The organism is Stenotrophomonas rhizophila (assembly GCF_000661955.1).
Classification (GTDB): domain Bacteria; phylum Pseudomonadota; class Gammaproteobacteria; order Xanthomonadales; family Xanthomonadaceae; genus Stenotrophomonas; species Stenotrophomonas rhizophila.
This window is the reverse complement of record NZ_CP007597.1, coordinates 2,892,959-2,918,523: the sequence shown is the minus strand read 5'-3', so window position 1 is coordinate 2,918,523 and position 25,565 is coordinate 2,892,959. Positions and strand designations below refer to the sequence as shown.

26 protein-coding genes and 5 tRNA genes are annotated in these 25,565 nt (G+C 67.5%); 24 read left to right on the top strand and 7 right to left on the bottom strand.

The window, feature by feature from the left end:
- Positions 1-2 precede the first annotated feature (2 nt).
- From DX03_RS12635 to DX03_RS12600, 8 genes are all read left to right on the top strand, one after another.
- Positions 3-425, top strand: coding sequence for an ExbD/TolR family protein (locus tag DX03_RS12635; protein ID WP_038689239.1), 423 nt, complete (start codon positions 3-5; stop codon positions 423-425).
- A complete protein-coding gene (msbA, locus tag DX03_RS12630; protein WP_038689237.1) occupies positions 422-2,170 on the top strand; it encodes a lipid A export permease/ATP-binding protein MsbA in 1,749 nt (582 codons plus the stop codon). Before DX03_RS12635 ends, msbA begins: the two co-directional genes overlap by 4 nt.
- Positions 2,170-3,192, top strand: coding sequence for a tetraacyldisaccharide 4'-kinase (lpxK, locus tag DX03_RS12625; protein WP_038689235.1), 1,023 nt, complete (start codon positions 2,170-2,172; stop codon positions 3,190-3,192). The genes msbA and lpxK overlap by 1 nt, the downstream gene beginning before the upstream one ends.
- Before the next feature lie 49 nt (positions 3,193-3,241).
- Positions 3,242-4,015 (top strand): 3-deoxy-manno-octulosonate cytidylyltransferase, encoded by a 774-nt coding sequence (gene kdsB / locus DX03_RS12620; protein ID WP_038689234.1) that lies wholly within the window; start codon positions 3,242-3,244, stop codon positions 4,013-4,015.
- Positions 4,016-4,093: 78 nt separating this feature from the next.
- Positions 4,094-5,509, top strand: a complete 1,416-nt coding sequence (locus DX03_RS12615) for a nhl repeat protein (protein WP_038689231.1) — start codon at positions 4,094-4,096, stop codon at positions 5,507-5,509.
- Positions 5,506-7,353 (top strand): excinuclease ABC subunit UvrC, encoded by a 1,848-nt coding sequence (uvrC, locus tag DX03_RS12610; protein WP_038689230.1) that lies wholly within the window; start codon positions 5,506-5,508, stop codon positions 7,351-7,353. The genes DX03_RS12615 and uvrC overlap by 4 nt, the downstream gene beginning before the upstream one ends.
- A 9-nt stretch (positions 7,354-7,362) precedes the next feature.
- A complete protein-coding gene (gene pgsA, locus DX03_RS12605; protein WP_038689228.1) occupies positions 7,363-7,986 on the top strand; it encodes a CDP-diacylglycerol--glycerol-3-phosphate 3-phosphatidyltransferase in 624 nt (207 codons plus the stop codon).
- Between the two features lie 46 nt (positions 7,987-8,032).
- Positions 8,033-8,108 (top strand) — tRNA-Gly (locus tag DX03_RS12600).
- Positions 8,109-8,203: 95 nt separating this feature from the next.
- On the opposite strand, the gene DX03_RS12595 is transcribed toward DX03_RS12600, so the two are convergent.
- Both DX03_RS12595 and DX03_RS12590 read right to left on the bottom strand, forming a co-directional pair.
- Positions 8,204-8,839 (bottom strand): hypothetical protein, encoded by a 636-nt coding sequence (locus tag DX03_RS12595; RefSeq protein WP_185753345.1) that lies wholly within the window; start codon positions 8,837-8,839, stop codon positions 8,204-8,206.
- Entirely contained in the window at positions 8,836-9,183 is a 348-nt protein-coding gene (locus DX03_RS12590; RefSeq protein ID WP_038689224.1) for a hypothetical protein, read from the bottom strand. Before DX03_RS12590 ends, DX03_RS12595 begins: the two co-directional genes overlap by 4 nt.
- Before the next feature lie 134 nt (positions 9,184-9,317).
- On the opposite strand from DX03_RS12590, the gene DX03_RS12585 reads away from it, so the two are divergent.
- Entirely contained in the window at positions 9,318-10,430 is a 1,113-nt protein-coding gene (locus tag DX03_RS12585) for an NAD(P)/FAD-dependent oxidoreductase (RefSeq protein ID WP_038692334.1), read from the top strand.
- 57 nt (positions 10,431-10,487) lie between these two features.
- Here DX03_RS12585 and DX03_RS12580 read toward each other — a convergent pair whose 3' ends face one another.
- A complete protein-coding gene (locus DX03_RS12580) occupies positions 10,488-12,776 on the bottom strand; it encodes a hypothetical protein (RefSeq protein WP_038689222.1) in 2,289 nt (762 codons plus the stop codon).
- Positions 12,777-13,035: 259 nt separating this feature from the next.
- On the opposite strand from DX03_RS12580, the gene DX03_RS12575 reads away from it, so the two are divergent.
- From DX03_RS12575 to DX03_RS12550, 6 genes are all read left to right on the top strand, one after another.
- Positions 13,036-13,111, top strand: a tRNA-Gly gene (locus DX03_RS12575).
- A gap of 146 nt (positions 13,112-13,257) precedes the next feature.
- Positions 13,258-13,333: transfer RNA gene (locus DX03_RS12570), tRNA-Gly, on the top strand.
- A 73-nt stretch (positions 13,334-13,406) separates the two neighbouring features.
- Positions 13,407-13,480 (top strand) — tRNA-Cys (locus DX03_RS12565).
- Positions 13,481-13,615: 135 nt separating this feature from the next.
- Positions 13,616-14,068 carry a BLUF domain-containing protein gene (locus DX03_RS12560; RefSeq protein ID WP_038689220.1) on the top strand — a complete coding sequence of 151 codons (453 nt, stop codon included), beginning with the start codon at positions 13,616-13,618 and terminating at the stop codon, positions 14,066-14,068.
- Between the two features lie 87 nt (positions 14,069-14,155).
- Positions 14,156-14,377, top strand: coding sequence for a hypothetical protein (locus DX03_RS12555; RefSeq protein ID WP_185753344.1), 222 nt, complete (start codon positions 14,156-14,158; stop codon positions 14,375-14,377).
- A gap of 230 nt (positions 14,378-14,607) precedes the next feature.
- Positions 14,608-14,844, top strand: coding sequence for a hypothetical protein (locus tag DX03_RS12550; protein ID WP_038689216.1), 237 nt, complete (start codon positions 14,608-14,610; stop codon positions 14,842-14,844).
- A gap of 65 nt (positions 14,845-14,909) precedes the next feature.
- Here the strand turns inward: DX03_RS12550 and DX03_RS12545 are convergent, their stop codons facing one another.
- Positions 14,910-15,929, bottom strand: a complete 1,020-nt coding sequence (locus tag DX03_RS12545; RefSeq protein WP_038689214.1) for a 4Fe-4S dicluster domain-containing protein — start codon at positions 15,927-15,929, stop codon at positions 14,910-14,912.
- Positions 15,930-16,003: 74 nt separating this feature from the next.
- Entirely contained in the window at positions 16,004-16,300 is a 297-nt protein-coding gene (locus DX03_RS12540; RefSeq protein ID WP_038689212.1) for a hypothetical protein, read from the bottom strand.
- A gap of 138 nt (positions 16,301-16,438) precedes the next feature.
- Here DX03_RS12540 and DX03_RS12535 point away from each other — a divergent pair, with 138 nt between their 5' ends.
- The 4 genes from DX03_RS12535 to DX03_RS12520 all read left to right on the top strand — a co-directional run bounded on the left by DX03_RS12535 (position 16,439) and on the right by DX03_RS12520 (position 19,500).
- Positions 16,439-16,876: a group III truncated hemoglobin gene (locus DX03_RS12535; protein ID WP_038689210.1), complete on the top strand. Its 438-nt coding sequence runs from the start codon at positions 16,439-16,441 to the stop codon at positions 16,874-16,876.
- A 44-nt stretch (positions 16,877-16,920) separates the two neighbouring features.
- On the top strand, positions 16,921-18,330 hold the full coding sequence (gene hemN / locus DX03_RS12530) for an oxygen-independent coproporphyrinogen III oxidase (RefSeq protein ID WP_038692332.1): 1,410 nt from the start codon (positions 16,921-16,923) through the stop codon (positions 18,328-18,330).
- Between the two features lie 67 nt (positions 18,331-18,397).
- Entirely contained in the window at positions 18,398-19,360 is a 963-nt protein-coding gene (locus tag DX03_RS12525; protein ID WP_038689208.1) for a hypothetical protein, read from the top strand.
- Between the two features lie 53 nt (positions 19,361-19,413).
- A tRNA-Leu gene (locus tag DX03_RS12520) sits at positions 19,414-19,500 on the top strand.
- Positions 19,501-19,674: 174 nt separating this feature from the next.
- On the opposite strand, the gene DX03_RS12515 is transcribed toward DX03_RS12520, so the two are convergent.
- Positions 19,675-19,875, bottom strand: coding sequence for a hypothetical protein (locus tag DX03_RS12515; RefSeq protein WP_038689206.1), 201 nt, complete (start codon positions 19,873-19,875; stop codon positions 19,675-19,677).
- Between the two features lie 210 nt (positions 19,876-20,085).
- On the opposite strand from DX03_RS12515, the gene DX03_RS12510 reads away from it, so the two are divergent.
- Together DX03_RS12510 and DX03_RS12505 are read left to right on the top strand one after the other, a co-directional pair.
- Positions 20,086-20,790, top strand: coding sequence for a glutathione S-transferase family protein (locus DX03_RS12510; RefSeq protein WP_038689203.1), 705 nt, complete (start codon positions 20,086-20,088; stop codon positions 20,788-20,790).
- A gap of 36 nt (positions 20,791-20,826) precedes the next feature.
- Complete coding sequence (locus tag DX03_RS12505; RefSeq protein ID WP_038689202.1) at positions 20,827-21,801, top strand: hypothetical protein; 975 nt, start codon at positions 20,827-20,829, stop codon at positions 21,799-21,801.
- Between the two features lie 9 nt (positions 21,802-21,810).
- Here the strand turns inward: DX03_RS12505 and DX03_RS12500 are convergent, their stop codons facing one another.
- A complete protein-coding gene (locus DX03_RS12500) occupies positions 21,811-22,155 on the bottom strand; it encodes a phosphohydrolase (RefSeq protein WP_244880118.1) in 345 nt (114 codons plus the stop codon).
- A 214-nt stretch (positions 22,156-22,369) separates the two neighbouring features.
- Between DX03_RS12500 and DX03_RS12495 the strand changes: the two genes are divergently transcribed.
- From DX03_RS12495 to DX03_RS12485, 3 genes are all read left to right on the top strand, one after another.
- Positions 22,370-23,386 carry a TraB/GumN family protein gene (locus DX03_RS12495; RefSeq protein WP_038689198.1) on the top strand — a complete coding sequence of 339 codons (1,017 nt, stop codon included), beginning with the start codon at positions 22,370-22,372 and terminating at the stop codon, positions 23,384-23,386.
- A gap of 112 nt (positions 23,387-23,498) precedes the next feature.
- Positions 23,499-23,954: a BLUF domain-containing protein gene (locus DX03_RS12490; protein WP_038689196.1), complete on the top strand. Its 456-nt coding sequence runs from the start codon at positions 23,499-23,501 to the stop codon at positions 23,952-23,954.
- A 295-nt stretch (positions 23,955-24,249) separates the two neighbouring features.
- Positions 24,250-25,536, top strand: a complete 1,287-nt coding sequence (locus DX03_RS12485) for a nucleotide sugar dehydrogenase (protein ID WP_038689194.1) — start codon at positions 24,250-24,252, stop codon at positions 25,534-25,536.
- Positions 25,537-25,565 lie beyond the last annotated feature (29 nt).

Below are 25,565 nucleotides of genomic sequence, written 5' to 3'. Positions count from 1 at the left end.
GGATGCGTATTCGCAATGACCGGGTCCAGGACGAGCCGCATATCGATCTGGTACCGCTGATCGACGTGATCCTCGTGCTGATCATCTTCTTCGTGGTCACCACCACCTTCGACGCGCGCTCGACCCTGCAGCTGCAGCTGCCGACCGCCAGCCAGCAGGACAACAGCGAGCCGCCGCGTTCGCTCAGCGTGCTGGTCAACGCCGAAGGGCGCTACTTCATCAACGACCAGGAAGTGCTGCGTACCGACGTGGAGGCGGTCAAACAGACCATCGCCGCGGTGGCTGGCAGCGACCGTGAACAGACCGTGCTGCTGCGCGCCGATGCGCGCACGCCTTACCAGGCCGTTGTCACTGCCCAGGATGCCCTGGGCCAGCTCGGCTTCCGCCGCATCGCCATCGCTACTGCGCCGGAGGTGCATCCATGAGTAAACAACACGCCCCGATCTGGCCGATCTACAAGCGCCTGCTCGGCTATACCCGCGCCTACTGGACCTTCATGGTGGCCGCGGTGATCGCCATGGTCGTCGAAGCGCTTGCCGGCTACCACTTCACCAAGCTGATGGAGCCGCTGGTCAACCGCGGCTTCGTCAACCCCGAGCCGCGCATGGCGGTGATCCTGCCGCTGACCATCCTCGGCCTGTTCATGATGCGCAGCCTGGCCACGCTGGTCAGCGACTACGCGCTGGCCCGCACCGGTCGCAGCGTGGTGCGTGATCTGCGCGAACAGGTGCTGGAAAAGTACCTGCACCTGCCGTCCTCGCACTTTGACAGCGAGGCGACGCCGGTGATGGTCAGCCGCCTCAACTACGACACCGAACAGGTCACCCAGGCCAGCGCCGACGCGCTCAAGACACTGGTGGCCGACACCCTGACCATCATCGCGATGCTGGTGGTGATGCTGCAGATGAGCGTCAAGGTCACCGTGGCGATGCTGGTGGTGGTGCCGCTGATCGGCGTGATCGTGTCGTTCGTGGGCAAGCGCTACCGCCGCATCAGCCGTGGCATCCAGGACGGCATGGGCAGCATGGCGCAGACCGCCGAGCAGTCGCTGGCCGCGCAGCAGGAAGTGAAGGTGCATGGCACCCAGGCGCATGAAATCTCGCGCTATGCCCGCCTGGCCAACCGCATGCTCGGCCTCAACATGAAGGTGGAGACCACCCGTGCACTGGCGTCCAGCACGGTGCAGTTCCTGGCCGCGCTGGCGCTGGCGGTGATCGTGTGGGTGTCCACCCGCGAAGCCCTGGCCGGCAAGCTCAACGCAGGCCAGTTCATGGGCCTGATGACCTCGATGATGGCCATCATTCCCTCGCTGCGCCGGTTGACCAGCGTGCAGACCTCGATCTCGCGTGGCGTGGCTGCCGCCGAGCGCCTGTTCGGCATCCTCGACCTGCCGGTCGAGCGTGACGAGGGCATCCAGAAGATCGGCCGTGCGCGGGGCGAGCTTGCCTTCGAGCACGTGATGCTGCGCTACCGTGAAGACACCGGCATCGCCCTGGATGACATCAGCTTTGTCGCCAAGCCCGGCACGGTCACCGCGATCGTCGGCCGTTCCGGCAGCGGCAAGACCAGCCTGATCCGGCTGGTGCCGCGCTTCTACGAACCCAACGGGGGCCGCATCACCCTGGACGGCGTTTCGCTGGAAGACTACCCGCTGGCCGACCTGCGCCGCCAGGTGGCGATGGTGGGGCAGAAGGTGATGCTGTTCGACGACAGCGTGGGCGCCAACATCGCCTACGGCATGGACGCCAGCGAAGAGCAGATCCGCGCCGCCGCCGAAGCGGCCAATGCCTGGGAGTTCATCGAGCGCATGCCGCAACAGCTGCAGACGCCGGTGGGCGAAAACGGCGCGCTGCTGTCCGGCGGCCAGCGCCAGCGCCTGGCGATCGCACGCGCGATCCTGCGCGATGCACCGATCCTGATCCTGGACGAAGCCACCGCCGCACTCGACAACGAATCCGAACGCCTGGTCCAGGACGCGTTGCAGCGCCTGATGCCCGAGCGCACCACGCTGGTGATCGCACACCGCCTGTCCACCATCGAACACGCCGACCAGGTGCTGGTCATGGACCACGGTCGCATCGTCGAACGCGGCACCCACCAGGAGCTGCTGGCCCTCGGCGGGCTGTATGAGCACCTGCACAAGATGCAGTTCCGCGAAAGGCAGGCCTGATGGCGGCCAAGGGCACCCGCACGCCGTCGTACTGGTATGACGGCAGCGCCATTCCGTTGCCGGCGCGGCTGCTTGCGCCGTTGTACGGCGGCGCCATTGCGCTGCGCAGGCTGCTGTATCGGCGGGGCTGGCTGAAACGCCACGCGCTGCCGGTGCCGGTGGTGGTGGTGGGCAATGTCACGGCCGGTGGCACCGGCAAGACCCCGCTGACCATCGCGCTGGTCAAGCGCCTGCGTGACGCCGGCTGGAAGCCCGGCGTGGCCAGTCGCGGTTACGGCCGCGACGAGCCGGGCACGGCGCGCTGGGTGGAGGCCACCACGTCCACCGCCATCGGCGGCGACGAACCGGTGCTGATCGCGTGGAAGACCGGCGTGCCGGTCCGCGTGGATGCCGATCGCCTGGCCGCCGGCAAGGCGCTGGTCGAGGCCGGCTGCGACATCATCGTCTGCGACGACGGCCTGCAGCATTACCGGCTGGCCCGCGATATCGAGATCGAAGTGGTCGACGCGCAGCGTCGCTACGGCAACGGGCGGATGATCCCCGCCGGCCCATTGCGCGAGCCGGTCAGCCGCGCCAACGACTGCGATTTCCGTGTGGTCAACATGGGCCAGGCCAGTGATGGCGTTGGCGCGCAACCGGCGTGCGGCTTCGGCGAATGGCCGATGCAGTTGCATATCGACAGTGCCCAACCGCTCAGCGGAGGTCGCCCGCGCACGCTGGCACATTTCCGTGGCCAGCGCGTGCATGCGGTGGCCGGCATTGCGCACCCGCAGCGCTTTTTCGACATGCTGCGCGCGCAGGGCATCGGCGTGGTGCCGCACGCGTTCCCCGATCATCACGCCTACCAGGCCGCCGACCTGCGGTTTGGCAGCGAACTGCCCGTATTGATGACCGAGAAAGATGCGGTGAAGTGCAAGGTGTTTGCCAACGAGTGGCATTTCGCCGTGCCGCTGGCGGCCGACCTGCCCGCCGCGTTCTGGGTGAACCTGCTCGACCGCGTCGACAAGCTGGGCAAGCGCTGAGCGTGGTGCCCGTCGTCTCGAGTCCCCTGACATTTTCGTGAGTCCGCACATGAGCCAGCCCCTCGATTTCGTTGTCGCCATTCCGGCCCGTTACGCGGCCTCGCGCCTGCCCGGCAAACCGCTGCGCCTGTTGGGTGGCCAGCCGCTGGTGCTGCGCGTGGCCGAGCGTGCGCTGCTGGCCGGTGCGCGCGAGGTGTGGGTGGCCACCGACGACGCCCGCATTGCCGATGCGCTGCAGGGCCTGTCCAGCGTACGCGTGGCGATGACCTCGGCCGACCACGCCTCCGGTACCGACCGCCTGGCCGAATGTGCCGTACAGGCCGGTTGGAGCGACGACACGGTAGTGGTGAACCTGCAGGGGGACGAGCCGTTCGCCCCGGCCGAAGGCATTCGCGCGGTGGCCGAAGCGCTGGTCTACAGCGGGGCGGAGATGTCCACCCTGGCCACCCCGGTGGAAGACGCTGAGACGCTGTTCGACCCCAACGCGGTCAAGGTGGTGCGCCGGCAGAACCTGGATGCGCTGTACTTCAGCCGCGCACCGATTCCGTGGCATCGCGACGCCTTCGCGCGCTCCCGCGACACCCTGGCGGGGCCGCACTGGCTGCGTCACATCGGCATCTACGGCTATCGTGCCGGCTTCCTGCGCCAATTCGCAGCGTTGCCGCCGGGCACTCTGGAGCAGCTGGAGTCGCTGGAGCAGCTGCGCGCGCTGGAAGCGGGCCATCGCATCAGCGTGGCGCTGACCCCGGCCGAGTTCCCGCCGGGGATCGACACCCCGGAAGACCTGGCCCGGGCCGAAGCCTGGCTGGCGGCGCAGGGCTGACCGGCCGGCGTGTGCGGGCCGCCGTCGGATTGACGCGGCACGACGATTGCGTGACGCCGACTCCGGCATAATCGGGGCATGAACGTACAGCCCGTCCAGGACTTGCCCGAATTCGCCACGTGGCTCAACGCCACGCCCACCACCCTCACCGAACTGCGTGGGCGGCCGGTGGTGCTGGCCTTCGTCAACGCCGCCTCGGTGTGGTGCGCGCAGCGGTTGGCCGAGTTGGCGCAATGGCAGTCGCGCAACCCGGGCAAGCTGCAGCTGCTGATCCTGCAGGTGCCTCGCTTCGACTGCGAACGCGACCCCGCGCAGGCGCTCAAGCTGCTGCGCCGGCAGGGCCTGAGTGGCCCGGCGCTGCTCGACGCGGACTGGGATGGCTGGCGTCGCTTCGGCGTGACGGCCTGGCCGACGCTGGTCCTGCTGGATGCGCAGGGACGCGAGCGTGATCGCCTGGTCGGGTTCGGCGGCGAGTTGGAACGCGCGCTCAACGCGCTGTGCGAGGGCGGCGCCCGACCGGTCGACGGTGACATGGCGCTGGTACGCGAACTGAACCCCGAGCCGCGCCTGCCGCTGTCCTTCCCGACCGGGCTGGTGGCCACCACCGAGCGCCTGTACATCGCCGACAGCGGCCACCACCGCGTGCTGGAATGCAGCCACGGCGGGCGTGTGCTGCGCCAGTTCGGGCTGGGCACCGCCGATTTCATGGACGGCGGGCCGGCCGAGGCCGCCTTCAACCGTCCCCAGGGCCTGGCCCTGGAGCGCGAGTCGCTGTACGTGGCCGACACCGGCAACCATGCCCTGCGCCGCATCCACCTGCTGACCGGCCAGGTCGACACGCTGTGCGGCACCGGCCGCCCGGGCGAGCCGATCGAGGGGCCGGTGGCGCAGCCACGCCAGACCGCGCTCAACCACCCGCAGGGGCTGGCGGTGGCCGACAACCAGATCCACATCGCCATGGCCGGCGACAACCGCATCTGGACCTACCACCTGGGCCAGCGCAGCCTGCACTGGCGCGCCGGCTCGGGCGCCATCGACGAGCGCGACGGCAGCGGCCACCTGGCCGCGTTCGCACAGCCGACATCGCTGGCGGCCGTGCAGCAGGTGCTGTACGTCTGCGATGCGCTGGGGTCCTCGATCCGTGCCATGCAGCTGCGCGGCGACCTGGTGCAGACGCTGGTCGGGCAGGGCCTGTGGTCGTTCGGCGAGCAGGATGGCCCGCGCACGATCGCCCAGTTGCAGCATCCGCAGGCCATCGCGCTCAGTCCGGATGCGCCGTTGCTGTGGATCGCCGATGCCGGCAATGGCCGCCTGCGCACGCTGCGCCTGGGCGGCGGTGAACTGAGCACGCTGGAACTGCCGCGTCGTCTGCACGGCCCGGCCGGGCTGGCGCTGGGTGGCGGGGCGGTGTGGATCGCCGAGACCGACGCCCATGCCGTGCTGCGTTTCGACCCCGTCAGTGGCGTATTGAGCGAAGTCCCGATCAGCGAATGACTGTTTCCACCGCACCCGCCTTCGATGGCAAGGCATTCGCGGCCCACCTGAGTACCGCGCCCGGCGTTTACCGCATGTATGCCGCCGACGACAGCCTGCTGTATGTCGGCAAGGCACGCGCGCTGCGCAACCGGGTGGGCAGCTACTTCAACGGCACGCCCAAGACCACCCGGATCATGTCGATGCTGTCGCAGGTTGCGCGCATGGACGTGACCGTGACCCGCTCGGAGGCTGAAGCGCTGCTGCTGGAAAACCAGCTGATCAAGTCGCTGTCGCCGCGCTACAACGTGTCCCTGCGCGACGACAAGACCTACCCGCACGTCCTGCTCACCCGCGAAGACTGGCCGCGCATCGCGCTGCATCGCGGGCCGCGCGCGGTGCCGGGCCGGTACTACGGCCCGTATCCAGGCGTGACCGCCGTACGCGACACGCTCAACCTCATGCACAAGCTGTTCAAGCTGCGCAGCTGCGAGGACAGCGTGTTCCGCAACCGCTCGCGGCCGTGCCTGCAGTACCAGATCGGCCGCTGCAGCGCCCCCTGCGTGGACCTGGTCAGCACGACGGACTATGCCGAATCGGTACGTCGTGCCTCGATGTTCCTGGAGGGAAAGAGCGACCTGCTCGCGCGCGAACTGGGTACCCAGATGCAGGCGGCCAGCGACGCGCTGGAGTTCGAGCAGGCGGCCCGGCTGCGCGACCTGGTCACCGCATTGCGCAGCATGCAGACCCGCCAGTACGTGGACGGCCGCGCCGCTGATCTGGACGTGCTGGCCTGCGCCACCCGCGGCGCCAACGCCTGCGTGATGCTGCTGGCCTTCCGTGACGGCCGCAACCTGGGCACGCGCCCGTTCTACCCGCGGACCAACGGCGAGGAGAGCGCCGAAGAAATCCTGGCGGCGTTCGTGTCGCAGTATTACGCCGAACACTCACCGCCCCGCGAGATCCTGCTGGACCGCGAAATTCCCGACGCCAGCCTGATCGAGTCCGCGCTCTCGGCCTCGGCCGAGGTCAAGGTGCAGTTGAAGTGGAACGTACGTGGCGAGCGCGCCGGCTATGTCGAACTGGCCAGCCGCAATGCGCAGATCACCCTGGTCAGCGAACTGAGCAGCCGCAGTGCCCAGCATGCGCGCAGCGAAGACCTGCGGCAGATGCTGGGCCTGGCCGAGCAGGTCAAGCGGGTGGAGTGCTTCGATATCAGCCACACCATGGGCGAAGCCACCGTGGCCTCGTGCGTGGTGTTCGATGCCGCCGGCCCGGTACGCAGCCAGTACCGCCGCTTCAACATCAGCGGCATCGAGCCGGGCGATGACTACGCGGCCATGCGCCAGGCGATCGAGCGGCGCTTCCGCCGTGCGGTGGAAGAAGACGGCGTGCTGCCGGACCTGCTGCTGATCGACGGTGGCGCAGGCCAGCTCGGCCAGGCCCAGGCGGCGCTGGCCGACCTGGGCGTGGAAGGGGTGATGCTGGTGGGCGTGGCCAAGGGCGTGGAGCGCCGGGCAGGGCACGAGGCCCTGGTGCTGCCCGATGGCCGCGAGCTGCGCCCCGGGGCGGCCTCGCCGGCCCTGCAGTTCATCCAGCAGGTGCGTGACGAAGCCCACCGTTTCGCCATCACCGGCCACCGCGGGCGCCGCCAGAAGGCCCGCATGACCAGCAAGCTGGAGGATATCGCCGGCATCGGCCCGCGCCGCCGCGCCAGCCTGCTCAAGCATTTCGGCGGCCTGGTCGGCCTGAAAGCGGCCGGCGAAGCCGAAATCGCGAAAGTCGAGGGCATCAATGACGCCCTCGCTGCACGCATCTACGCTAACCTTCATGGACTGCCCGCGCCCGACGCGGCGGGCGAGTAGAGAGATGCGATGAAGTTGACCCTCCCCACCTGGCTCACCCTGCTGCGGATCCTGATGATCCCGGTGCTGGTACTGGTGTTCTACCTTCCCTACAAATGGACCAATTTCGCCTCCGCGGCGATCTTCGGCCTGGCCGCCATCACCGATTGGCTGGATGGCTGGATCGCCCGCCGCTACAACCTGGCATCCGCGTTCGGCGCGTTCCTGGACCCGGTGGCCGACAAGCTGATGGTGGCTGTGGCGCTGTTCCTGATCGTGCAGGGCCATTCGACCGCGTGGATGGCGGTGTGGGCGGCGGTGATCGTCGGCCGTGAGATCGCCGTGTCGGCACTGCGCGAGTGGATGGCCGAGATCGGCCAGCGCGCCAAGGTGCGCGTGGCCCTGATCGGCAAGATCAAGACCACCGCGCAGATGGTGGCGCTGTTGTGCCTGCTGTATTCGGTGGCACCGCATACGCCGATGCAGGACATCTGGATGGGCGTGCAGGTGTTCCACATCGGCGACTGGACGCTGGCCATCGCCTCGATTCTTACGCTGTTCTCGGGCCTGCAGTACCTGCATGCCGCGTGGCCGAGCCTGCGTGAAGACGAACGCCTGGCCCGCGAAACCGCGCGTGCGAAAAAGAATGCGTAAGGGCTGTTGACACCTGCGCATTTGGTTGTAGAATTTCGCCTCCCAAGCGGGAATAGCTCAGTTGGTAGAGCGCAACCTTGCCAAGGTTGAGGTCGCGAGTTCGAGTCTCGTTTCCCGCTCCAGATACAGGTTTCCAAGGCGATTCATCGCGGTGGAGGCCAACAGAAAAAGCGACCGGAAGGTCGCTTTTTCTGTTTCTACTGTTGGCCCAGGTCGATCACGGCGACGCGTCGGGCGCGGCTATGCAATCGTCCTGGAAGGTTAGCCGCTCATCGCGGATGCCGACGCAACGTTGCACGCGCCTGTCGTCGTGCATGGCCGCAAAGCTCACCAGCCAAGGGGACGGCACGGGATGGAGGGCGGCCGCAGGCTCAGCACCCAGGTCCACGGCCTGCTCGATGGAGTGCAGGCAGCTCTGCAAGAGCACGAAATCGTGCATCACCAGCGCGCCGTTGCGCACCGCAAGCAGCAGCAATCCGTCTTCTTGCCCTGCGCCGCAGTAGCCCATCGGGGCAGTGGGATTGGACGGGGCGCTGACGAACAGCAGCACGCTGCTGTCGGGTTCGGCGGTGAGGCGGTGCCGGCCGATCGCCAGCACAGTGTCTGACCTGGACAGCGCATCGCGCAGCGTCGTGTTCACCCGAAGCTCGGTTTCGCCGGACGCAGACAGCAGCTGCGCGCTGCCTTGGTGGCTGTCGATGCGCAGGCGTGCACCGCTGCCATCGGCCAACGGCACGCTGATGGGCGCCGGTGCAGCCCTCAACGGCAGCGTGAGGGTAGCGGCGACCAACAACAACGCCACGCCAACCCTTCGCGACACATCGCGTGTGAACGTGCCGGGCAACGGGGTCATCGCCCCCCTCCGGTTCGGGCCTGGCACCAGGTGCGTGCATTGGTGTGATCGAAGCCGGGGCAGCTGTTCTGGATGGGGATATACACGTAGGCGGCGTCTTGTCGATAAATGAAGTGGTAGTAATTGCGCCGATCCCGGCCGTATAGCCAGTAGTTGGATGAACCTTGGTTGATCACATAGGGTTCGAAGAAAAAAATCGACGACTCGGCAGGGATGACATTGCTGCCGTCCAATAGCAGCATCATCGCGTTCGAGGCGAGATTCGTTGACAGGCTGCAGGTGAGCGCTGCTGCCAGCACGGCGGCGCTCCACCAGCCGATCCACGTGTTCAATGGGGCTTTCATGGCAGGCATTCTTCCACGTGGCGGGCGCCGCCACACCTGCCCCTGTCGCTTCATCCTCGCTTCACCGGCACTTCATTGCCTCCCCCTCCATGCATTCGATCCTGTGCGCCTCGACCGCACAGGACACCCCGTTGATGGAGACGTCTTCTACCGCCTACGACTGGGACCTTGTCGTCGTTGGTGCCAGCTTCGCCGGCGCGGCCTGCGCGCTCGCCGCCGTCCAGTACGGCCTGCGCGTGTGCGTGCTGGAACGCAAGGCCGATCCCGGCGCGCGCCTGCACACCACCGGCATCATCGTCAAAGAGGCCATCGAGCAGACGTGGCTGGGCCGGGCGCCGGGTGAGTTGCTGCAACGTGTGGAGCGGGTGCGGCTGTATGCCCCCAGCCTGCGCAGCGTGCTGCTGGCCGCACCCGGCTACTACTTCATGACCACCGACACGCCGAACCTGCTGCGCTGGCTGGCGGCCGAACTGTGCGCCAACGGGGTCGACCTTCGTCTGCAGCAGTCGTTCACCCAGGCACGGCGCGACGGTGACGGCTGGCAGGTGGAGGGGGCAGGGCGCACGCGGTATCTGATCGGTGCCGACGGCGCCACCTCACGCGTTGCGCAGCGCACCGGGCTGGGCCGGGTGCAGGACAATCTGTACGGGGTGGAGCAGGAGTTTGGCGGCGTCCAGCTGGCCGAAGCCGGGGCACTGCACTGTTTTGCCAGCAAGCGCTTCGCTCCGGGGTACATCGGCTGGGCGGCGCAGAATCCAACCGGCGTGCAGGTGGGGCTGGCGCTGCGACACGATGCGGCCCACGCACGGCAGCCCGACCTGGACGGCTTCTTGCAGCATGTGCGCGACGTGGTGGGTCTGCCGGCTGCGGCGGTGCCGACCGCCACGCGCGCCGGGCTGGTGCCGTGTGGCCTGCCGGACGGCCCGATCACCGCGCCCGGGGTGATCCTCACCGGCGACGCGGCCGGTATCGTGTCGCCGCTGTCCGCCGGCGGCATCCACTCGTCCTGGCGGCACGGTTGGGCGATCGGCGACGCCGCTGGCCTGCGACTGCGTGGCAACGGGCCGCCGCCGGAAACCGTGGCACGCAAGGCAGCCCCCACCTTCCGTCGCAAGCGCCTCATGCGCTGGGCGATGGACCACCTGCAGATGGACTGGCCGCTGGATCTGGTGCTGCACTCCGGCGCGATGCGACGGGTGGCCGAGCAGGTGTATTTCCATCGGCGCGGGATGCGATTGGGGGCATAGCCTTTGGAGGCCAAGGGGATCTTTGATCCGGCCGGGCGCTGCCGGGCGATCCAGCCGTCAGCCCGACAAGTAGCCGCGATCGCGCCAGTGACGCATCGCGAATGCATCGTCGGTCGCATGGAGCGGCGGGGTACCTTCCAGCAGTGCTGCGTTGACCTGCTCCAATTGGCCGGCGGCACGATGGAAAAGTCGAACGGCCTCAACCAGCCGCGGGCCACCCTCGGCATCCAGCGGCATCGACGGTTGTTCGCTCTCCTGATCGGCGAGGTGGCGCACGCGAACGCGTTCCTGCCCGTCCTGGCAGCGCTCCAGGTCGTAGTAGAAGCTCTCCGTGGTTTCTTCATCTGTATCACGGCAGTAGCGACTCCGGGAAAAGCGCAGGATGGGATGCTGGCCTTCGGCGTCCGCGCCGTGCCCGCGCTGCCGGAACGCGGCATGGAATCTGCCTGTCCACAGTCCGTTGCGGTCGCTGTCCTCGTAGTCGTCATACGGGGTGGCCACAGGCAGGGCCAACAGACGCCGCACCCGGTCGGCGGGGATCTGGCTGGCGGCCCAGTGCCGATGCGATGCCCACTCCAGCAGCGCTGCCCAGCCCTTGAGAATGAGGGCGGTGTACTCCGGGGTGAAGGTGACACCCTCCACGCCGACCCAGTCGGGATCTGGCGTGTCCAGGGTGTCACAGGTGGCTTTCAGCAGTACCCAGCCACGTTGCGGTTTGCGCAGTGACACGACATCCCGCCACGACCAGGGCGCCGTCGCCGGTTCCAGTGTGAAGCTGACACCGATGTTGCGCGCGATGTCCTTGATCAGGATGGCGCGTCGTGGGATGCGATGCTCTTCCGACAGGTAGGCCATCACGGTCAGGTCGAGTCCGTCGCGCTTGATGCTGTGCAGGCAACCGTCGTCGGGCAGCAGGTCCGGATCGGACAGCCGGAGGAAATTCCCGGGGCTGACGTTGGCGTCTGCGAACAGCGACGGAATCGTGAAGGGCGGATCGGGGCGTTCCAGCGCTTCCCTGCAGATGACGCTGCGGCCCGCCTCCAGCCGTTCGATCATGGCGGCTGCATTAAGTGACCACTCCGGCGCGGGCTCTGGTTCGGTCTGAATCACGCAATCGGCGGCAATGATCTTCATCAGTTCATCCCCGTCCAGGTCGTCAAGATCATCTACGCGTTTGAGGCAGCTCACCTTGCCGATCAGGTCCATGCGGTAGTCGGTTTGAATCAACAAGGCGGCCACCGTGTCGCCTTCGACATGCAGGCACCCATGGTTGTAGTCGCCCCAGTACAGTTCCTCGATCGTCAGGTTGCCGCCGACATGAATCTGCTGGCCGCCTACGATGGCGTTGCGCGCCGTCAGATCACCGAGCGCGACCAGCCCGCAGCTGCCATCGGTTTCCATGCACCATAGGTGCTGTTCGATGACGACGTTGCCGGTGACCAGGATGAACCAGGGCAGGACGACATCGGCGTCTGGACGGCGCCAGCGGGCAAGGGGATCGTCCAGGTCCAAGCGGTCAAGATGCAGGTCGCCATCGACGAAAAGGACGATCGGCGGGTCAGGTCGCAGGGAATCGGTGTAAGCGCCCTGGTACAGGGAGGTCTCCGGCACCTTGTTGGCGACGTCCGCATAGGCCACTACCTCGAAGGGCCGGTCGTCCACCAGGGTTTCGCTTACCTGGGCTGGCGTTGGAGACGGCGTGGCCGCAACGACGTCGCAGGCGCGGATGATTGCACCGAATACCATTATCCAGTTGCCGACGGCCACGTCGGACAGAGAGCCCAAGCAATGCCGCAGCGCTACGGCGATGTCCCGATGCGACAGTGTGGCCGGCGCCAGGCATACGCCATGGATCACGTCGAAGGCCCACCCCAGCGGTCCATCCGCTTGTCCGGCCTGGCCCAGCGCGACCGCCCAGTCGAACATCGCCTGCAGTCGGCCGTCGGCGATGTCGCCGTAGACCGTGCGCAGCAGATCCACGACGTTGCGCCGTAGGTCGATGCACGAGGGGGCGTCGTGGTCCGCTGCGTGGCGCAGTGCCAGTTCAACCGCCATCAGGTCGCGTTCTTCCACCAGCAAAGGCGTCGGCCACCGGTGGGGGCGGTCGGGGGCCGCCTGTACCTCGGTCAGCCACGAGGCTGCATCCCGTGGGCCGGCATGCCCGCGCATCCACTGGACGGCGAACTGGGCCATCTCCAGCGGATCCTGGATCAGGGGCGACAGGATGCGGTCTGTGACCGGATCATGGCCAAAATAGTGACGCTGCCCATCCAGCAGCAGCGACTCAATGTGGCCTGTGGCGTTGAAGCGTTCGAGGATGGGGGTGTGCGGAAGAGAAAAGGGCATGTCCACGTCGCGGTATGCGAATGCACCAGTGTCCTTGCGGGGTCACACGCGTGACCATGCAATTTGTTGCATCCGACGGCTTCCGCGCCGCAGCGGCACCGGGAAGCCGTCGGTGGAGCCGGGGCTATAAATCGAAGCCCTGCGGACAGTTGACGGCGTGAAGGAATCCCGACACAATAGCGCTCCTTCGACGCAGGTCGATGGGCCGGCAGCCTCCAGTACTTCACGGTGCGGTGCAGTCGGGGCAAGCAGAAAGTCTGCGGGAATAGCTCAGTTGGTAGAGCGCAACCTTGCCAAGGTTGAGGTCGCGAGTTCGAGTCTCGTTTCCCGCTCCAGATTTCGACAGGGCCCCCTTGGGGCCTTGTTTATCTCCGCGGTGGCACGCGGGCATCCTGATCGGCAGGTTCGACAGGGATGTGAAATAAAGTGTGAAAAGGCTGGTGTGTTACCTGCGGTTTCGGTAAGATACGCGCCTGATTTTGCGGGAATAGCTCAGTTGGTAGAGCGCAACCTTGCCAAGGTTGAGGTCGCGAGTTCGAGTCTCGTTTCCCGCTCCAAATCCTGACCAGGCCCCGTTCTCGGGGTCTTGTTTTATCGGGGTATCATTGCCCGGTAAGCTGTAGGGTCACCGGCCTGGTGGCAGAGTGGTTATGCACCGGACTGCAAATCCGTTGAGATGGGTTCGATTCCCGTCCAGGCCTCCAAATTGATGACGCATAGAGCCCGCGAAAGCGGGCTTTATCGTTTGTCGGATCGCCTCCCATCTGAACGCTTCAGCGACGTGGTTTATCTGCCCGGCTGAAAGTGACAGCATCTCCCTTCCATCCAAGGACACGCCCATGCCCCTTCGCGCGATTGCCTACGTCAGTGAGGCGCCCGCCGGCTTGTCCAGCACCGCCCTGGATGCGTTGGTCGACGATGCTGCCCGCTTCAACACCTTGGCCGGCGTCACCGGCGTGCTGTTGTTTGATGGCGGCCGGTTCCTGCAGTACTTCGAAGGCCCGGAAGACGGCATGGCCGCCGTGCACGAGCGCATCCTCCAGGCACGCAGTCACCATGGCATCGTGGAGCTGTGCCGGGGCAGCGTGCCCCAGCGCTACTTTCCGTTCTGGGGCATGCGCTGGCTGGGTGTCGAGCCGGCCCTGATCCGCCAGTTGTCGGCGGGCGACTGGGCCGGGTTTGCGCGCCAGGTCAATGACGGCGCGGCGGTAAGCACCGGTCTGGACCGGTTGCTTGACCTGCTGGCGCACACCCTGCCCGCGCCCCCGGCCATGCCGGCGGCGGCGGGGTAAGTCGACCGCCTCTGGCGGCCCGGTCTTCACCGCGTCGGCACGATCGGTTGACCACGATGCAGGCTGGTTCACTTCCCAGGTTCTGCCATGACATTGACCCAGCTGTTTGCCGTCACCGGGGCGCCCGGTTCGTTCTGGGCGTCGCCCAGTAACGTAAACGGCGTACTCTGGCTCGCGATCGGCCTGGCAGGTATCGGGTTCTCGCTGGTGCTGGCCAAGGCGTTCAAGCGCTTCAATGGCCTGGTGTGGGCGCTGCTTGGCGTGGGGATCGCCATTTGCGCCTACGGAATCTGGCGGCTGGCGTCGTAGGCCGACCGCGTCAGCGGTTGCTGACATCACGCTGTCACTCTGTCCGGCCCATGCTGCTGGAGCGGGAGGGTGCGGCGCAGGTGAACCATTCAGCGATGTCCTCGCCAAACTGCCTCCTGCCGGTTGACTTGGTGCGAGGACCGTGCAAATTTTAGGTGAAGCGCAAGTGAACCTGTACGACGCAGGGTGGTAGCGCGTCTCCGATGCAAAGCAAGTCCAAGGGAGGTCGTATGCATTACGACGTACATGACTTGGCAAGTGGCGTGCGCACCGAGCTGGAAGCCAGTTACAGCAAGCATGGCTGCGGCCCGGAATTCTGGACCACCTACCAGCAGGTGCTGGAGCGGCTGGTGCCCAAAGGGCGCAGCCGTACCCAGGTCACCAATGAATTGGCGTTGATCATCGAGCAGTTGGGGATCGTGCGGCGTGCGCAGATGGTGCCGCCACGCAGTACCCGCCTGCGCTGAGTTTCCGGTCGGGGGGGCCGGTGCCATTCGGGGGAATGGCGGCCGTGGGGCAAGGGATCAGGGGTCTATAGCCGATGCAGTCCGACACCCAGCAGCACCAGCAGGGTGATCAGTGCTGTGAGCGTGCGTGGCCGCAGCCAGCGGGTGCGGCGCTGCTGCATGTGGGCCGTGCTGGCATGGCGGAGCAGGCCGGCCGGGAACTGCCACGCGCGCATCTGCGTGTTGCAGGCGTCCACGCAGGCACCGCAGGCGATGCAGTCCACGTGCGGCCCACTGCGCACATCCAAGGCCATCGGACACGCCGCCACGCAGGCACCGCAATCCACGCAGTCGCCGAGCCGGTCGGCCGGGAAGTGCGGCATCGGCCCGGCCAGGGCCGGATGGGCGGCGCGGAAGGCGTAGTCGCTGGCGCTGACCGCATCGAGCAGGCCACGGCCGCGCTGCATCACCGCGCCCAGCCCGTGCGCACGCGGCCCCCTCGGTTCGCCACGGCGTGCGTCGTACTGCACCTGCGGGGTGTCCGCGTCACACAGGCTCGGGCAGATCCGCGCGAACGGGCACAGGTCGATGCACACCTGCTGGCGCAGGAAGCCGGCGTTGCCCCAGGTGGCCAAGGCGTAGAAGGCTACCCAGAAGGTTTCCCAGCCGCTCCAGGTCGGCGGCCACAGCGTGCCGACCAACGTCTGCATCGGGCTGAACAGGCCCACGAAGGTCACCCCGGTCCACAGCGCCACCACCGCCCAGAGCAGGTGTTTGGCCGCGCGCGCCAGCGCAGGCTGGCGCAGGTGGCGCGCCGTGGCCTGCTCGATCCAGCGGAACAGACGGCTCCACAGGGTCTGCGGGCAGCCGTGGCCGCACCACACCCGCCCGGCCAGGGAGGTCAGCAGCACCAGGCTGGTGGCCATCACGGCCAGCAGCCCCAGCAGAACCCCGAGGTCCTGCGGCCACAGGGTCAGCCCGAACAGGTCGAAGCGGCGCCCCGGCAGGTCGAACAGCAGCGCCTGGCGACCGTTCCAGCGCAGCCACGGCAGTGCGTAGAAGGCGGCCAACAGGGCGGCCGACAGCAGCGGACGCCAGGGCGGCATGGGTCGTCCACGCGGCGGCGGAAGCGGTGGCGGGGCAGGATCGACCAGGTGCAGGTGAAGGCGGGCTGGCATGGTCACCCCAGCTGCTCGTCGTCGTCATCGCGGCGCGGCGGCCGTGACAGATACCAGGTCAGGCCGCTGGCTGCGGCGGTTACCGCCCAGAACATGAAGAAGCCCAGCGTGTAGCCCAGCTCACGGCTCAGCGCATGCTGCGGAAAGCTGATGTCGCGCAACTGCAGCGGATCGACAATGGCAAAGAACACCATGCTGGCCAGGCCAGCGGCGACGAAGCTGGGCCACAGGATGGCGCCCCATTGCTGGATCAACAGCCGGCGGCGGCGGGCCCCGGGTGGGTCGTGCAGGTCGGTCATTGCAGCCACGGTCAGTGTTTGACTCACAGACTAGGGCGCACGATCTGCGCCGACATTGATCCTGATCAAGATGGCGCGCCGCCTGCGCGCGCATGCTCGGCACCACGCGCAGTACCCCACCGGCCGTAGAGAAACCGCATGCAGCATCCGCCCGTCACCGCGTTGCCCACGCCATCGCTGGACCTGTGCAGCGAGCAGGAGGTCACCCGGCTGGTGCACGATTTCTACGCGCGTGTGCGCGAAGAGCCGCGCCTGGCCCCGGTGTTCACCGCCCGCGTGCACGACTGGGACGCGCACCTGGCGCAGCTGGTCGATTTCTGGTCGGCGATGCTGCGCGGTACGCGCCGCTTCAACGGCGCGCCGATGCCCAAGCACATGGCGATGGACGAGCTGGACCGCGACCTGTTCGACCGCTGGCTGCAGCTGTTCCGGCAGACCACCGCCGAATGCGCCAACCCGCCGATGCAGCGCCTGGCCGATGACGTGGCCACGCGGATCGCCGATACCTTCTGGCGCCGCTTCCAGATGCTGCGCTGGCCGCAGCTGCCGATCGCCGGCGCCGCGCGCCTGGATTGATCTGGCTCAATGCGCGCGGGGCCGGCCGCGCGCACGCTGGCGGCATGGACATCACCTCGCCTGCTGCCGCCGGGCTTGCCTGGCACTTCGACCCGGACCTGCTGCGCCGCCACGACCGGCCCGGCCCGCGCTACACCTCCTATCCGGCCGCACCGCATTTTCACGACGGCTTCGGCGCGCATGCGCTGCGCGCGGCCATCGGCGCCAGCAATGCCAGCGCCCGGCCGTTGTCGCTGTATGTGCATGTGCCGTACTGCAGCAGCCCGTGCTTCTACTGCGGCTGCAACCGGGTGATCACCCGCGACCACAGCAAGGGCGTGGCCTACGTGGCGCGCGTGCTGAGCGAAGCGGACCAGATCGCGCCGCTGTTTGATGACACGCGCGAGGTGATCCAGCTGCATCTCGGCGGCGGCACGCCCAACTTCCTCGCCGCCGCGCAGTTGCGCGAACTGGTCGATGGCCTGCGCGAGCGGTTCCGCTTCAGCACCGCCGCGCACCGTGACTTCTCCATTGAACTGGACCCGCGTTTCGTCAGTCCAGACGACATCGCCACGCTGGCCGCGCTCGGCTTCAACCGGGCCAGCCTCGGCATCCAGGATTTCGACCCGGTGGTGCAGCGGGCGATCAACCGCGAGCAGGGAGTCGAGCCGACCCTGGAGATCCTGCGTGCCTGCCGTGCAAACGGCCTGCGCTCGGTCAACGTGGACTTGATCTACGGCTTGCCGCACCAGACCCCGGCCGGTTTTGCGCAGACCCTGGAAACGGTGTTGCGCGAGCGGCCGGACCGGCTGGCCGTCTATGGCTATGCGCACCTGCCGCACCTGTTCAAGGCGCAACGGCAGATCCCCGATGCGGCGCTGCCCAGCCCGGAGCAGAAGCTGGCCCTGTTGGGGCTGGCGGTGCGGCGCCTGTCGCTGGCCGGCTACCAGTACGTGGGCATGGATCACTTCGCGCTGCCCGACGAAGACCTGTCCCAGGCGCAGCGTGCCGGCCACCTGCACCGCAACTTCATGGGGTACACCACCCATGCCGACACCGATCTGGTGGGGCTTGGCGCCAGCGCCATCAGCCATATCGGCGACAGCTACAGCCAGAACCCGCGCGACCTGCCGGGCTGGGAAGCGGCGGTGGATGCCGGGCGGTTGCCGGTGTGGCGCGGCCTGCAGCTGGATGCCGACGACGTGGTGCGCGCCGAACTGATCGGCCAGCTGATGTGCCAGGGTGAGGTGGACGGTCGCGCGCTGGCCACGCGCCATGGGCTGGATTTCGACGGCTATTTCGCCGACGCGCTGGTGGCGTTGCAGGCCTTGCAGCACGATGGCCTGGCCGAGTACGCCGACGGCGTGGTGCGCGCCACCGAGCGTGGCCGCCCGCTGCTGCGGCTGCTGGCGATGTGCTTTGATCGCTACCTGGCACGCCCGGACCAGCCGGTACGCTACTCGCGCGCCATCTGAGGGCCGGTCATCGGCGCGGTGATGCGCGTGTAGTACCCTCCGCTGGCCTCGGCCAGTGGAGTGCTGCATGAAGAAAATGCTGTATTTCTGGGCAGCGTACCTGCTGTTTTTCGCCCTTCCGTTCCCGTGCATCCTGTACTACAGCATCGGTTATCCAGTCGATGCCGCCGAGCGGACGTCGCCCGCCGTGGCCACCGTGTGGTTGGCGTTGTCGATCCTGCTGTGGGCGCTGCTGGCAGCGGCCTATGTGCATACGCTGTTGCGGGCGCCGTTCCGCGCCCAGGCGCGCACCCGGGCGATCCAGCGTGCGGCGATCCGCCGCCGCGCCCGCGTGGTGCAGGCGCAGGACACCGGTCGGCTGATGCGGGGCTGGCGGGTGTGGAACCTGACCCTGGCCTTCGACAATCTGTCCGGCACGCCGATCCAGGACCAGATGCTGGCGGTGGACAGCCAACCGCAGCTGCAGCGGTTCGTGGTCGACAACCAGCTCGATGCGCTGCTCAGCGATGATCCGGGCGGGTATCCCAACGTGGTGCTGGAAGGGGCGATGCCGGAGATCGACCGGGGTCGGCTGCTGCGCCGCGCGTTGATCGGCGTGGTGCTGCTGGCTGCGCTGGCCGCCTACTACGCCTGGTGCTGGAACGACCCGGGGCAGGGGAACGGGCAGGGCTGGACGTTCCTGGCCCCGTGGCATCCGCTGCTGGTCATGCCGGCCTGCCTGTGCGGTTATCTGGTGCTGGGCCGCCTGTTCACCCGCATGGCGGGGATCGACCGGCGCGCCGAAGCCCTCCACTACCGCGGTATCGGGGTCGAGGCCCGGGTGCTGCACGTGCGCCAGACCGGCACCGAGATCAACGCCCAGCCGCAGTTGGCGTTCCAGCTGGCCTTCGAGGACCGGCAGGGCACTACGCACACGGTTACCGTGCGCAAGGTGGTCAGCCTGCTGGACCTGCCCCGGGTCCCGCGTGAGCGCGCGCGCATTCTGTACCACCCCGATGACCCGTCGCAGGTGCTGATGCCGGACCTCTGAAACGCCCGTGCATTCCCAAACCGGGCGCGATCAGGCACCCTATGCCCCGCGTTGCCCGGATGGCGAAACTGGTAGACGCATCGGACTTAAAATCCGCCGGAGGCAACTCCATGCCGGTTCGATTCCGGCTCCGGGCACCAAACAATGTTGATGAGCAAGCCGCGCGAGGTCCAGCTGCTCTGGACCGTCAACGCCAGATTCGATCAACGATCTGACGACCGACAGAAGGATGAACATGCCTCCTTCCAACCTGCGCTTTGTGCTGCGCAGCAGGCGTACTGGCGGCGGGTTGACGCCGCCAGTGGCATCACGTGTTACTGGCAGAAATCCCGGACGCACTCGTCGCGCAGCTGCGTACATACCGGGACACTGCGGCCATCGGCCAGGCATTGCCGGTATTGATCGTTGCAGAACACGCGACCGGCGTTGCAGGCGATGGGATCCGCGTTGGCGATGGAACCGAATGCCAACAGCGCAATGAACGAAGCGACAGAAAGCCGAATCTTCCCTTTCATCCTTGTCTCCGTTGTTGTCAGGCCCGAATGGGCAGCGCCAGCGTATGAGAAAGCGTCATGCGGTTATGTGACCGCTATCGCGGAGTTTCCGTGAAGGCGAGGGAGCTGCAGCAGGGCGGGACCGCCAACCACGTGCTGCCCGGAGTGGCCGCCGGGTCCACGCCGAATACCGGTAGCATGGGCGCTCCCTCGCCAGCCTGCGCCGCCGCCATGCTTACGCTCCATATCGGCAACAAGAATTACTCGTCCTGGTCGATGCGTCCGTGGGTGCTGATGACCCAGGCGGGCATTGCGTTCGATGAAGTGCTGCTGCGGTTCGACAGCTTCGATCCCGACTCGCAGTTCAAACGCCAGGCCATGGCGCTGTCGCCGTCGGGCACGGTGCCGGTGCTGGTGGATGGCGACCTGGTGGTGTGGGACACGCTGGCGATCGCCGAGTACCTGGCCGAACGTTTCCCCGACCGCGCGCTGTGGCCGCAGGCGGTGGAGGCGCGTGCCCTGGCGCGCAGCGTATGCGCGCACATGCACAGCGGATTCGGCGCGCTGCGTCAGCACTTTCCGATGAACATCGAAGCCACGTTGCCCGAGGTGGGCGCGCGCGTGCTGCGCGAGCAGCCGGCCGTTGTCGACGACCTGCAACGCCTGCAGGCGCTGTGGGAACGCCTGCTGGCGCGCCACGACGGCCCATTGTTGTTCGACCCGTTCAGCATTGCCGATGCCTTCTTCGCGCCGGTCGTGATGCGCCTGAAGACCTATGCGCTGCCGGTCAGCCCGCGCGTCCAGCGCTACATGCAGGCGGTGCTGGCCTTGCAGGGCGTGCAGCAGTGGGTGGCGGGCGCGCTGGCCGAACACGACTTCCGCCCGTTCGAAGAGCCGTACCGGCAGGCACCGGACGCGCGCGACGGCGATGAATGACCGTCGCCGGTGCACCACCGGGCCTGCCACGCAGGGATGAACCTGGACGCTCTGTTCAACCAGCGCATCGCCGCGTTCGTGCAGGGTGGGCCGCCTGCGTGCGCGCCGGGGCCGCTGTTCCATGTCGAGGATGACGGGCAGCCCGGGCGTTGGCACCTGTCGGCCCGTGACCACCGTGGCCGTCCGATCGCACTGGTGCGCTGGCATGACGTGATCCGGGTGCCTGCGTTGGCGCGCCGCATGCGCGACCGTGGCTACACCGAGGCCGATATGCATGCGCTGCTGCTCGTGCTGACGCGGGCGGCGAACCTGTTTGCCGTCGACGCCGGGCAGCGCAGCAACAAGGATTACGCCCTGTTCGGCCACGTGCTGCACCTGTTGACGCTGACGCAGCAGACAGACGCGCACCTGGCGCTGCGCCAGCATGCGCTGTACTTCCTGCTGTTCGAGCTGGACGTCGATGATGAAGCGCGGGACCGCGTCCAGTTCGGCGAAGGACGCCTGCTGTTGCATGCCGAGCGGCTGGGCCCGCATCCGCTGTCGGAGGCCGTCGGCGCGATGTATGACAGCCTGGCCCTTTCACGTCGGCGTTTCGCACCGTTCCTGGAAGTGGCCCGCGCGTTCCACCTGGGCTGGGTGCACTGGCTGGAAACGCCAGCGCCGCCGCCCTGGCGCCTGGCACTGGACGCACCCCATGCAGCCCTGGCGCATCCGGATGTCTTCCTGGCCACGCTGCGCGATGACGAAACGCGCATCTTCGACGCGCTGATCGATGCGGCGTCACCCCAGGCGAGTCCAGCGGCGGGATTGGTGTCCCGCCTTGTGCTGATGCACTACGGCCTGCACGTGCTGCGCCACACGCCCGAGGCGGTGCTGCGGCTGCGCGACTATGTGGGCGATCCGACGCGCTTCTCGCGGGTGCTGTGTGCGCTGGTCACGCAGGGCGCGGTGCCGGACCGGGGCCGGTTCGATGCGCTGGGTCTGAGCATCTGTCTGGTCCCCGCCGGGTGACCGCGCGGGTCAGTTCGCGGCGGGTACCGGGCCCGCACCCAGGGCCAGCAGGGCGTGTGCATATTTCTGCGTCAACCGCTGCGACACCGCCGCGGGCAGGTACTGCAGGCGCGCCGGATCGCTGTTGTCGGCAATGTCGGCAAGCTTGACCTTCCGCGCCAGCGGGTTGCGTGCGATGGCGGCGTAGTAGTCGTCTGCCGGTACCTCCTTGCGCCGGGTAAGGCAGGCGACCGCCGCACGGATGTGGGCGGGGAACTGGTCCACCTCGGCCGCGAAGTCCGGGCAGTCTTCCACCACGTCGTGCAGCCAGGCCACCGCTTCGGCGTCGGCGTCGCCACGCACGCGCGCGGCCACGCGCGCGACATGACCGATGTACGGGTGGCCGGCCTTGTCGATCTGGCTGGCATGGGCGCGGCGCGCCAGCGCCTCGGCACTGCGAAGGGTATCGATGGCATCTTCTCCTGGGGACCGATGGCTGCATTATGCGGGCAGTGGCCAAACGCAAACTTTACGCAGGCGCGCCGAGGTCTCCGTAGGCTGCGTTCGACCCCAACACAGGCAAGGCAGCATGGCGAGCGCGGCACGGGCAGGGAAGGCGGTGGCGGTACTGGCGATGGCGTTGTGGTGCGTGGCTGGCGCGCAGGCCCAGACGCCCGCGGGTGGGCCGGCGGTGGTCGATCTGGCGCCGGTGGTGGTGTCCGGTGTGCAGCCCGGTCCCGGCATGTGGAAGGTGACCGGCCGCGACGGCCATGCACTGTGGATCCTGGGCACGGTGTCACCGTTGCCGGCCAAGCTGGAGTGGCGCGCCGATGAAGTCCAGGCGGTGATCGCCAGCGCCGATGAGGTGCTGGGGCCACCCGGCTGGACGGTGGACGCCGACATCGGGGTGTTCAGGGGATTGACCCTGCTGCCCTCGGCGATGAAGGCCGCGCACGATCCGCAGGGCCGGCGCCTGGACGAGATCCTGCCGGCGGCGCTGTATGCACGCTGGCTGCCGCTCAAACAGCGCTACATGGGGCGTGACCGCGGCGTCGAGAAGGACCGTCCGCTGGTGGCGGCCGCCCGCCTGTATGGCGATGCATTGAAGTCGGTGGGGCTTGGCGGCAGCAAGCCGATGACCCGTGTGCTGGAGAAGGCCTACAAGGCCCGGGGCCTGAAGCCGGTGCCGACCCGGGTGGCAATCCGGGTGGAGGATCCGCGCGCGGCGTTGAAGGAAATGCGGGGCAGCACGTTGGCCGATGCCGCGTGCTTCCAGCGCACGCTGGAGGTGGTGGAGCACCAGTTGCCGCTGCTGGTGGAGCGGGCCAACGCCTGGGCCGTGGGCGACACCGGGGCGCTGCAGCAACTGGCGGTGCAGAGCCAGTACGACGCCTGCGTGGGCGCTATCGCCGACAGCGAGTTCGGGCGCCGTCGCGGCATGGCCGGGGTGGACCAGCAGGCGGCGGATAAATGGGTGCAGATGGCGCGGGCCGCGCTGGGGCGCAACGCAACCACCTTCGCGGTGGTGCCGGTGGCGTTGCTGGTGCAGCCCGGTGGCTATCTGGCGCGCCTGGAGCAGGCCGGGTTCGAGGTCCAGGCGCCCTGAGCCTGCGACAAGCGGACGCACGCCTGCCGGTGCCGTGGCGCCCCGTGATCATCTATCTACACATGCAGGTTCGTGGCATAGTCGAAGCAGTTCTCAGGGGAGTTCTGACTGCATGCCGTTGCGTGCGATCGCCTACACCAGCGTCGCCTTCGAAGGGATTCAAGCATCGGATATCGATCGCATCCTTGCCGCGGCGACAAGCTTCAACAAGGTCGCCGGGGTCACCGGCGTGCTCATGTTCGACGGCACCCGGTTCCTGCAGTATTTCGAAGGCCCCGAAGACGGCGTCGATTCGGTCTACCAGCGTGTCCTGAATTCGCGCAGCCATCTGTTCCTGCGTGAGCTGGCGCGTGGCTCGGTCCTGACCCGCCACTTCCCCCGGTGGACGATGGCGTCGGCGGCGATCGAACCGCAGGTGCTCACCGGCATGATCGAGACCGCCTGGGAGGGCTTCAGCCCTGCGGCGCCGATCGAAGGGCAGGGCCGGGTGGGGTTCGCCCGCCTGCTTGAATTGTGGACCGGGGTAACCGGTGAACTGGAACCGGCGGCGGTCATGCTCGGCTCGTAACGCAACTGTTCGTTTCCCGTAACAAGAACATCACGGGTCCGCGCCTACTATCTCTCTACCAGCTGTGACCGGTCCTGCGGAAACTCCGCCAGGCTGTCTGAAAGGGTAGTAACCGCAGCTGGACCATTTTGTTGGCCGTCGTCCGTACTCTCCGCGGACGGCGGCTTTGTTCTTTGTGGCATGCGGCTTCCCGCGTTAGGCTGTGCCATTCGTTTCCCGGCGCCGCCCCCATGAGTCCTTCCGCCCCATTGCCGCCCCCCACCTGCACCTGCTGCCTACCCCAGGGGCGCGGCTGATGGTCGTTGGGGCAGGCGCTGCGGATGCGCCACGTATCGCGGTAATCGGGCTTGGCTACGTCGGGTTGCCGTTGGCCGTTGCGTTCGGCGCCCGTCAGCCAACACTCGGGTTCGACATCGACCACGCGCGGGTCGAGGAGCTCCAGCGTGGGCATGACCACACCCTGGAAATGGAGCCGCACGAGCTTGCCGCCGCACGGCACGCCCGTTACACCGCCGACCCCGCCGAACTGGCCGCGTGCACCATTTACATCGTGACGGTGCCCACGCCGATCGATGCGCTGGAGCAGCCGGACCTGGGGCCGTTGCGGAGCGCCTCGTCGCTGATCGCCGCCGTGCTCAAGCCGGGCGACCTGGTGATCTACGAATCCACCGTCTACCCGGGAACCACCGAGGAAGTGTGCGTGCCGCTGCTGGAAGCGGGGTCGGGACTGCGGTTCAACCACGATTTCCATTGCGGCTACAGCCCCGAGCGGATCAATCCCGGTGACCGCCAGCGCCGCCTGCCCGACATCCGCAAGATCACGTCCGGTTCTACCCCCGAGATCGCGGCGCGGGTCGATGCGCTGTACGCGACCATCATCACCGCCGGCACGTGGCCGGCGCCGTCGATCCGCGTGGCCGAAGCGGCCAAGGTGATCGAGAACATCCAGCGCGACGTCAACATCGCGCTGGTCAACGAGCTGGCGTTGATCTTCGACCGGCTCGGCATCGATACCCAGGACGTGCTGGATGCAGCGGGCAGCAAATGGAATTTCCTGCCGTTCCGGCCGGGCCTGGTTGGCGGCCATTGCATCGGCGTGGATCCCTATTACCTGTTGCACAAGTCCGAAAGCGTGGGCTACCACCCGGACCTGATCCACACCGCGCGGCAGGTCAACAACCGGGTCGGTGCGCATGTGGCCCAGCGCGTGCTGGCGCTGCTGGCGGGGCGCGGCAAGGTGCCGGCCGCTGCGCGCATCCTGGTGCTGGGCGTGACGTTCAAGGAAAACTGCCCGGACCTGCGCAACAGCCGCGCGCTGGAGCTGGCGCAGTCGCTGCAGGCGGCCGGTGCGCGGGTGGACGTGCAGGACCCGTGGGTCGGGCCGGCGGTGTTGGCCGGCAGCGGCGTGCACTGGGTGGAGCGCGCCGATCCCGGCGTGTTCGATGCCGTGGTGCTGGCCGTGGCCCACGACGAGTTCCGTGCGTTCGACGCGGCCACCGTCCGCGCACTGCTCACCCCCGATGGGGTGGTGTACGACGTCAAATCGGTCTGGCCACGGGACGTTGTCGACGACCGGTTGTAGACTCGAATGCGTTATTGATCGAGGAAAGC

Coding starts and splice junctions, on each gene's coding strand:
- DX03_RS12635 (WP_038689239.1), top strand. CDS start 3: ATGCGTATTCGCAATGACCGGGTCCAGGACGAGCCGCATATCGATCTG.
- msbA (WP_038689237.1), top strand. CDS start 422: ATGAGTAAACAACACGCCCCGATCTGGCCGATCTACAAGCGCCTGCTC.
- lpxK (WP_038689235.1), top strand. CDS start 2,170: ATGGCGGCCAAGGGCACCCGCACGCCGTCGTACTGGTATGACGGCAGC.
- kdsB (WP_038689234.1), top strand. CDS start 3,242: ATGAGCCAGCCCCTCGATTTCGTTGTCGCCATTCCGGCCCGTTACGCG.
- DX03_RS12615 (WP_038689231.1), top strand. CDS start 4,094: ATGAACGTACAGCCCGTCCAGGACTTGCCCGAATTCGCCACGTGGCTC.
- uvrC (WP_038689230.1), top strand. CDS start 5,506: ATGACTGTTTCCACCGCACCCGCCTTCGATGGCAAGGCATTCGCGGCC.
- pgsA (WP_038689228.1), top strand. CDS start 7,363: ATGAAGTTGACCCTCCCCACCTGGCTCACCCTGCTGCGGATCCTGATG.
- DX03_RS12595 (WP_185753345.1), bottom strand. CDS start 8,839: ATGACCCCGTTGCCCGGCACGTTCACACGCGATGTGTCGCGAAGGGTT.
- DX03_RS12590 (WP_038689224.1), bottom strand. CDS start 9,183: ATGAAAGCCCCATTGAACACGTGGATCGGCTGGTGGAGCGCCGCCGTG.
- DX03_RS12585 (WP_038692334.1), top strand. CDS start 9,318: ATGGAGACGTCTTCTACCGCCTACGACTGGGACCTTGTCGTCGTTGGT.
- DX03_RS12580 (WP_038689222.1), bottom strand. CDS start 12,776: ATGCCCTTTTCTCTTCCGCACACCCCCATCCTCGAACGCTTCAACGCC.
- DX03_RS12560 (WP_038689220.1), top strand. CDS start 13,616: ATGCCCCTTCGCGCGATTGCCTACGTCAGTGAGGCGCCCGCCGGCTTG.
- DX03_RS12555 (WP_185753344.1), top strand. CDS start 14,156: ATGACATTGACCCAGCTGTTTGCCGTCACCGGGGCGCCCGGTTCGTTC.
- DX03_RS12550 (WP_038689216.1), top strand. CDS start 14,608: ATGCATTACGACGTACATGACTTGGCAAGTGGCGTGCGCACCGAGCTG.
- DX03_RS12545 (WP_038689214.1), bottom strand. CDS start 15,929: ATGCCGCCCTGGCGTCCGCTGCTGTCGGCCGCCCTGTTGGCCGCCTTC.
- DX03_RS12540 (WP_038689212.1), bottom strand. CDS start 16,300: ATGACCGACCTGCACGACCCACCCGGGGCCCGCCGCCGCCGGCTGTTG.
- DX03_RS12535 (WP_038689210.1), top strand. CDS start 16,439: ATGCAGCATCCGCCCGTCACCGCGTTGCCCACGCCATCGCTGGACCTG.
- hemN (WP_038692332.1), top strand. CDS start 16,921: ATGGACATCACCTCGCCTGCTGCCGCCGGGCTTGCCTGGCACTTCGAC.
- DX03_RS12525 (WP_038689208.1), top strand. CDS start 18,398: ATGAAGAAAATGCTGTATTTCTGGGCAGCGTACCTGCTGTTTTTCGCC.
- DX03_RS12515 (WP_038689206.1), bottom strand. CDS start 19,875: ATGAAAGGGAAGATTCGGCTTTCTGTCGCTTCGTTCATTGCGCTGTTG.
- DX03_RS12510 (WP_038689203.1), top strand. CDS start 20,086: ATGCTTACGCTCCATATCGGCAACAAGAATTACTCGTCCTGGTCGATG.
- DX03_RS12505 (WP_038689202.1), top strand. CDS start 20,827: ATGAACCTGGACGCTCTGTTCAACCAGCGCATCGCCGCGTTCGTGCAG.
- DX03_RS12495 (WP_038689198.1), top strand. CDS start 22,370: ATGGCGAGCGCGGCACGGGCAGGGAAGGCGGTGGCGGTACTGGCGATG.
- DX03_RS12490 (WP_038689196.1), top strand. CDS start 23,499: ATGCCGTTGCGTGCGATCGCCTACACCAGCGTCGCCTTCGAAGGGATT.
- DX03_RS12485 (WP_038689194.1), top strand. CDS start 24,250: ATGGTCGTTGGGGCAGGCGCTGCGGATGCGCCACGTATCGCGGTAATC.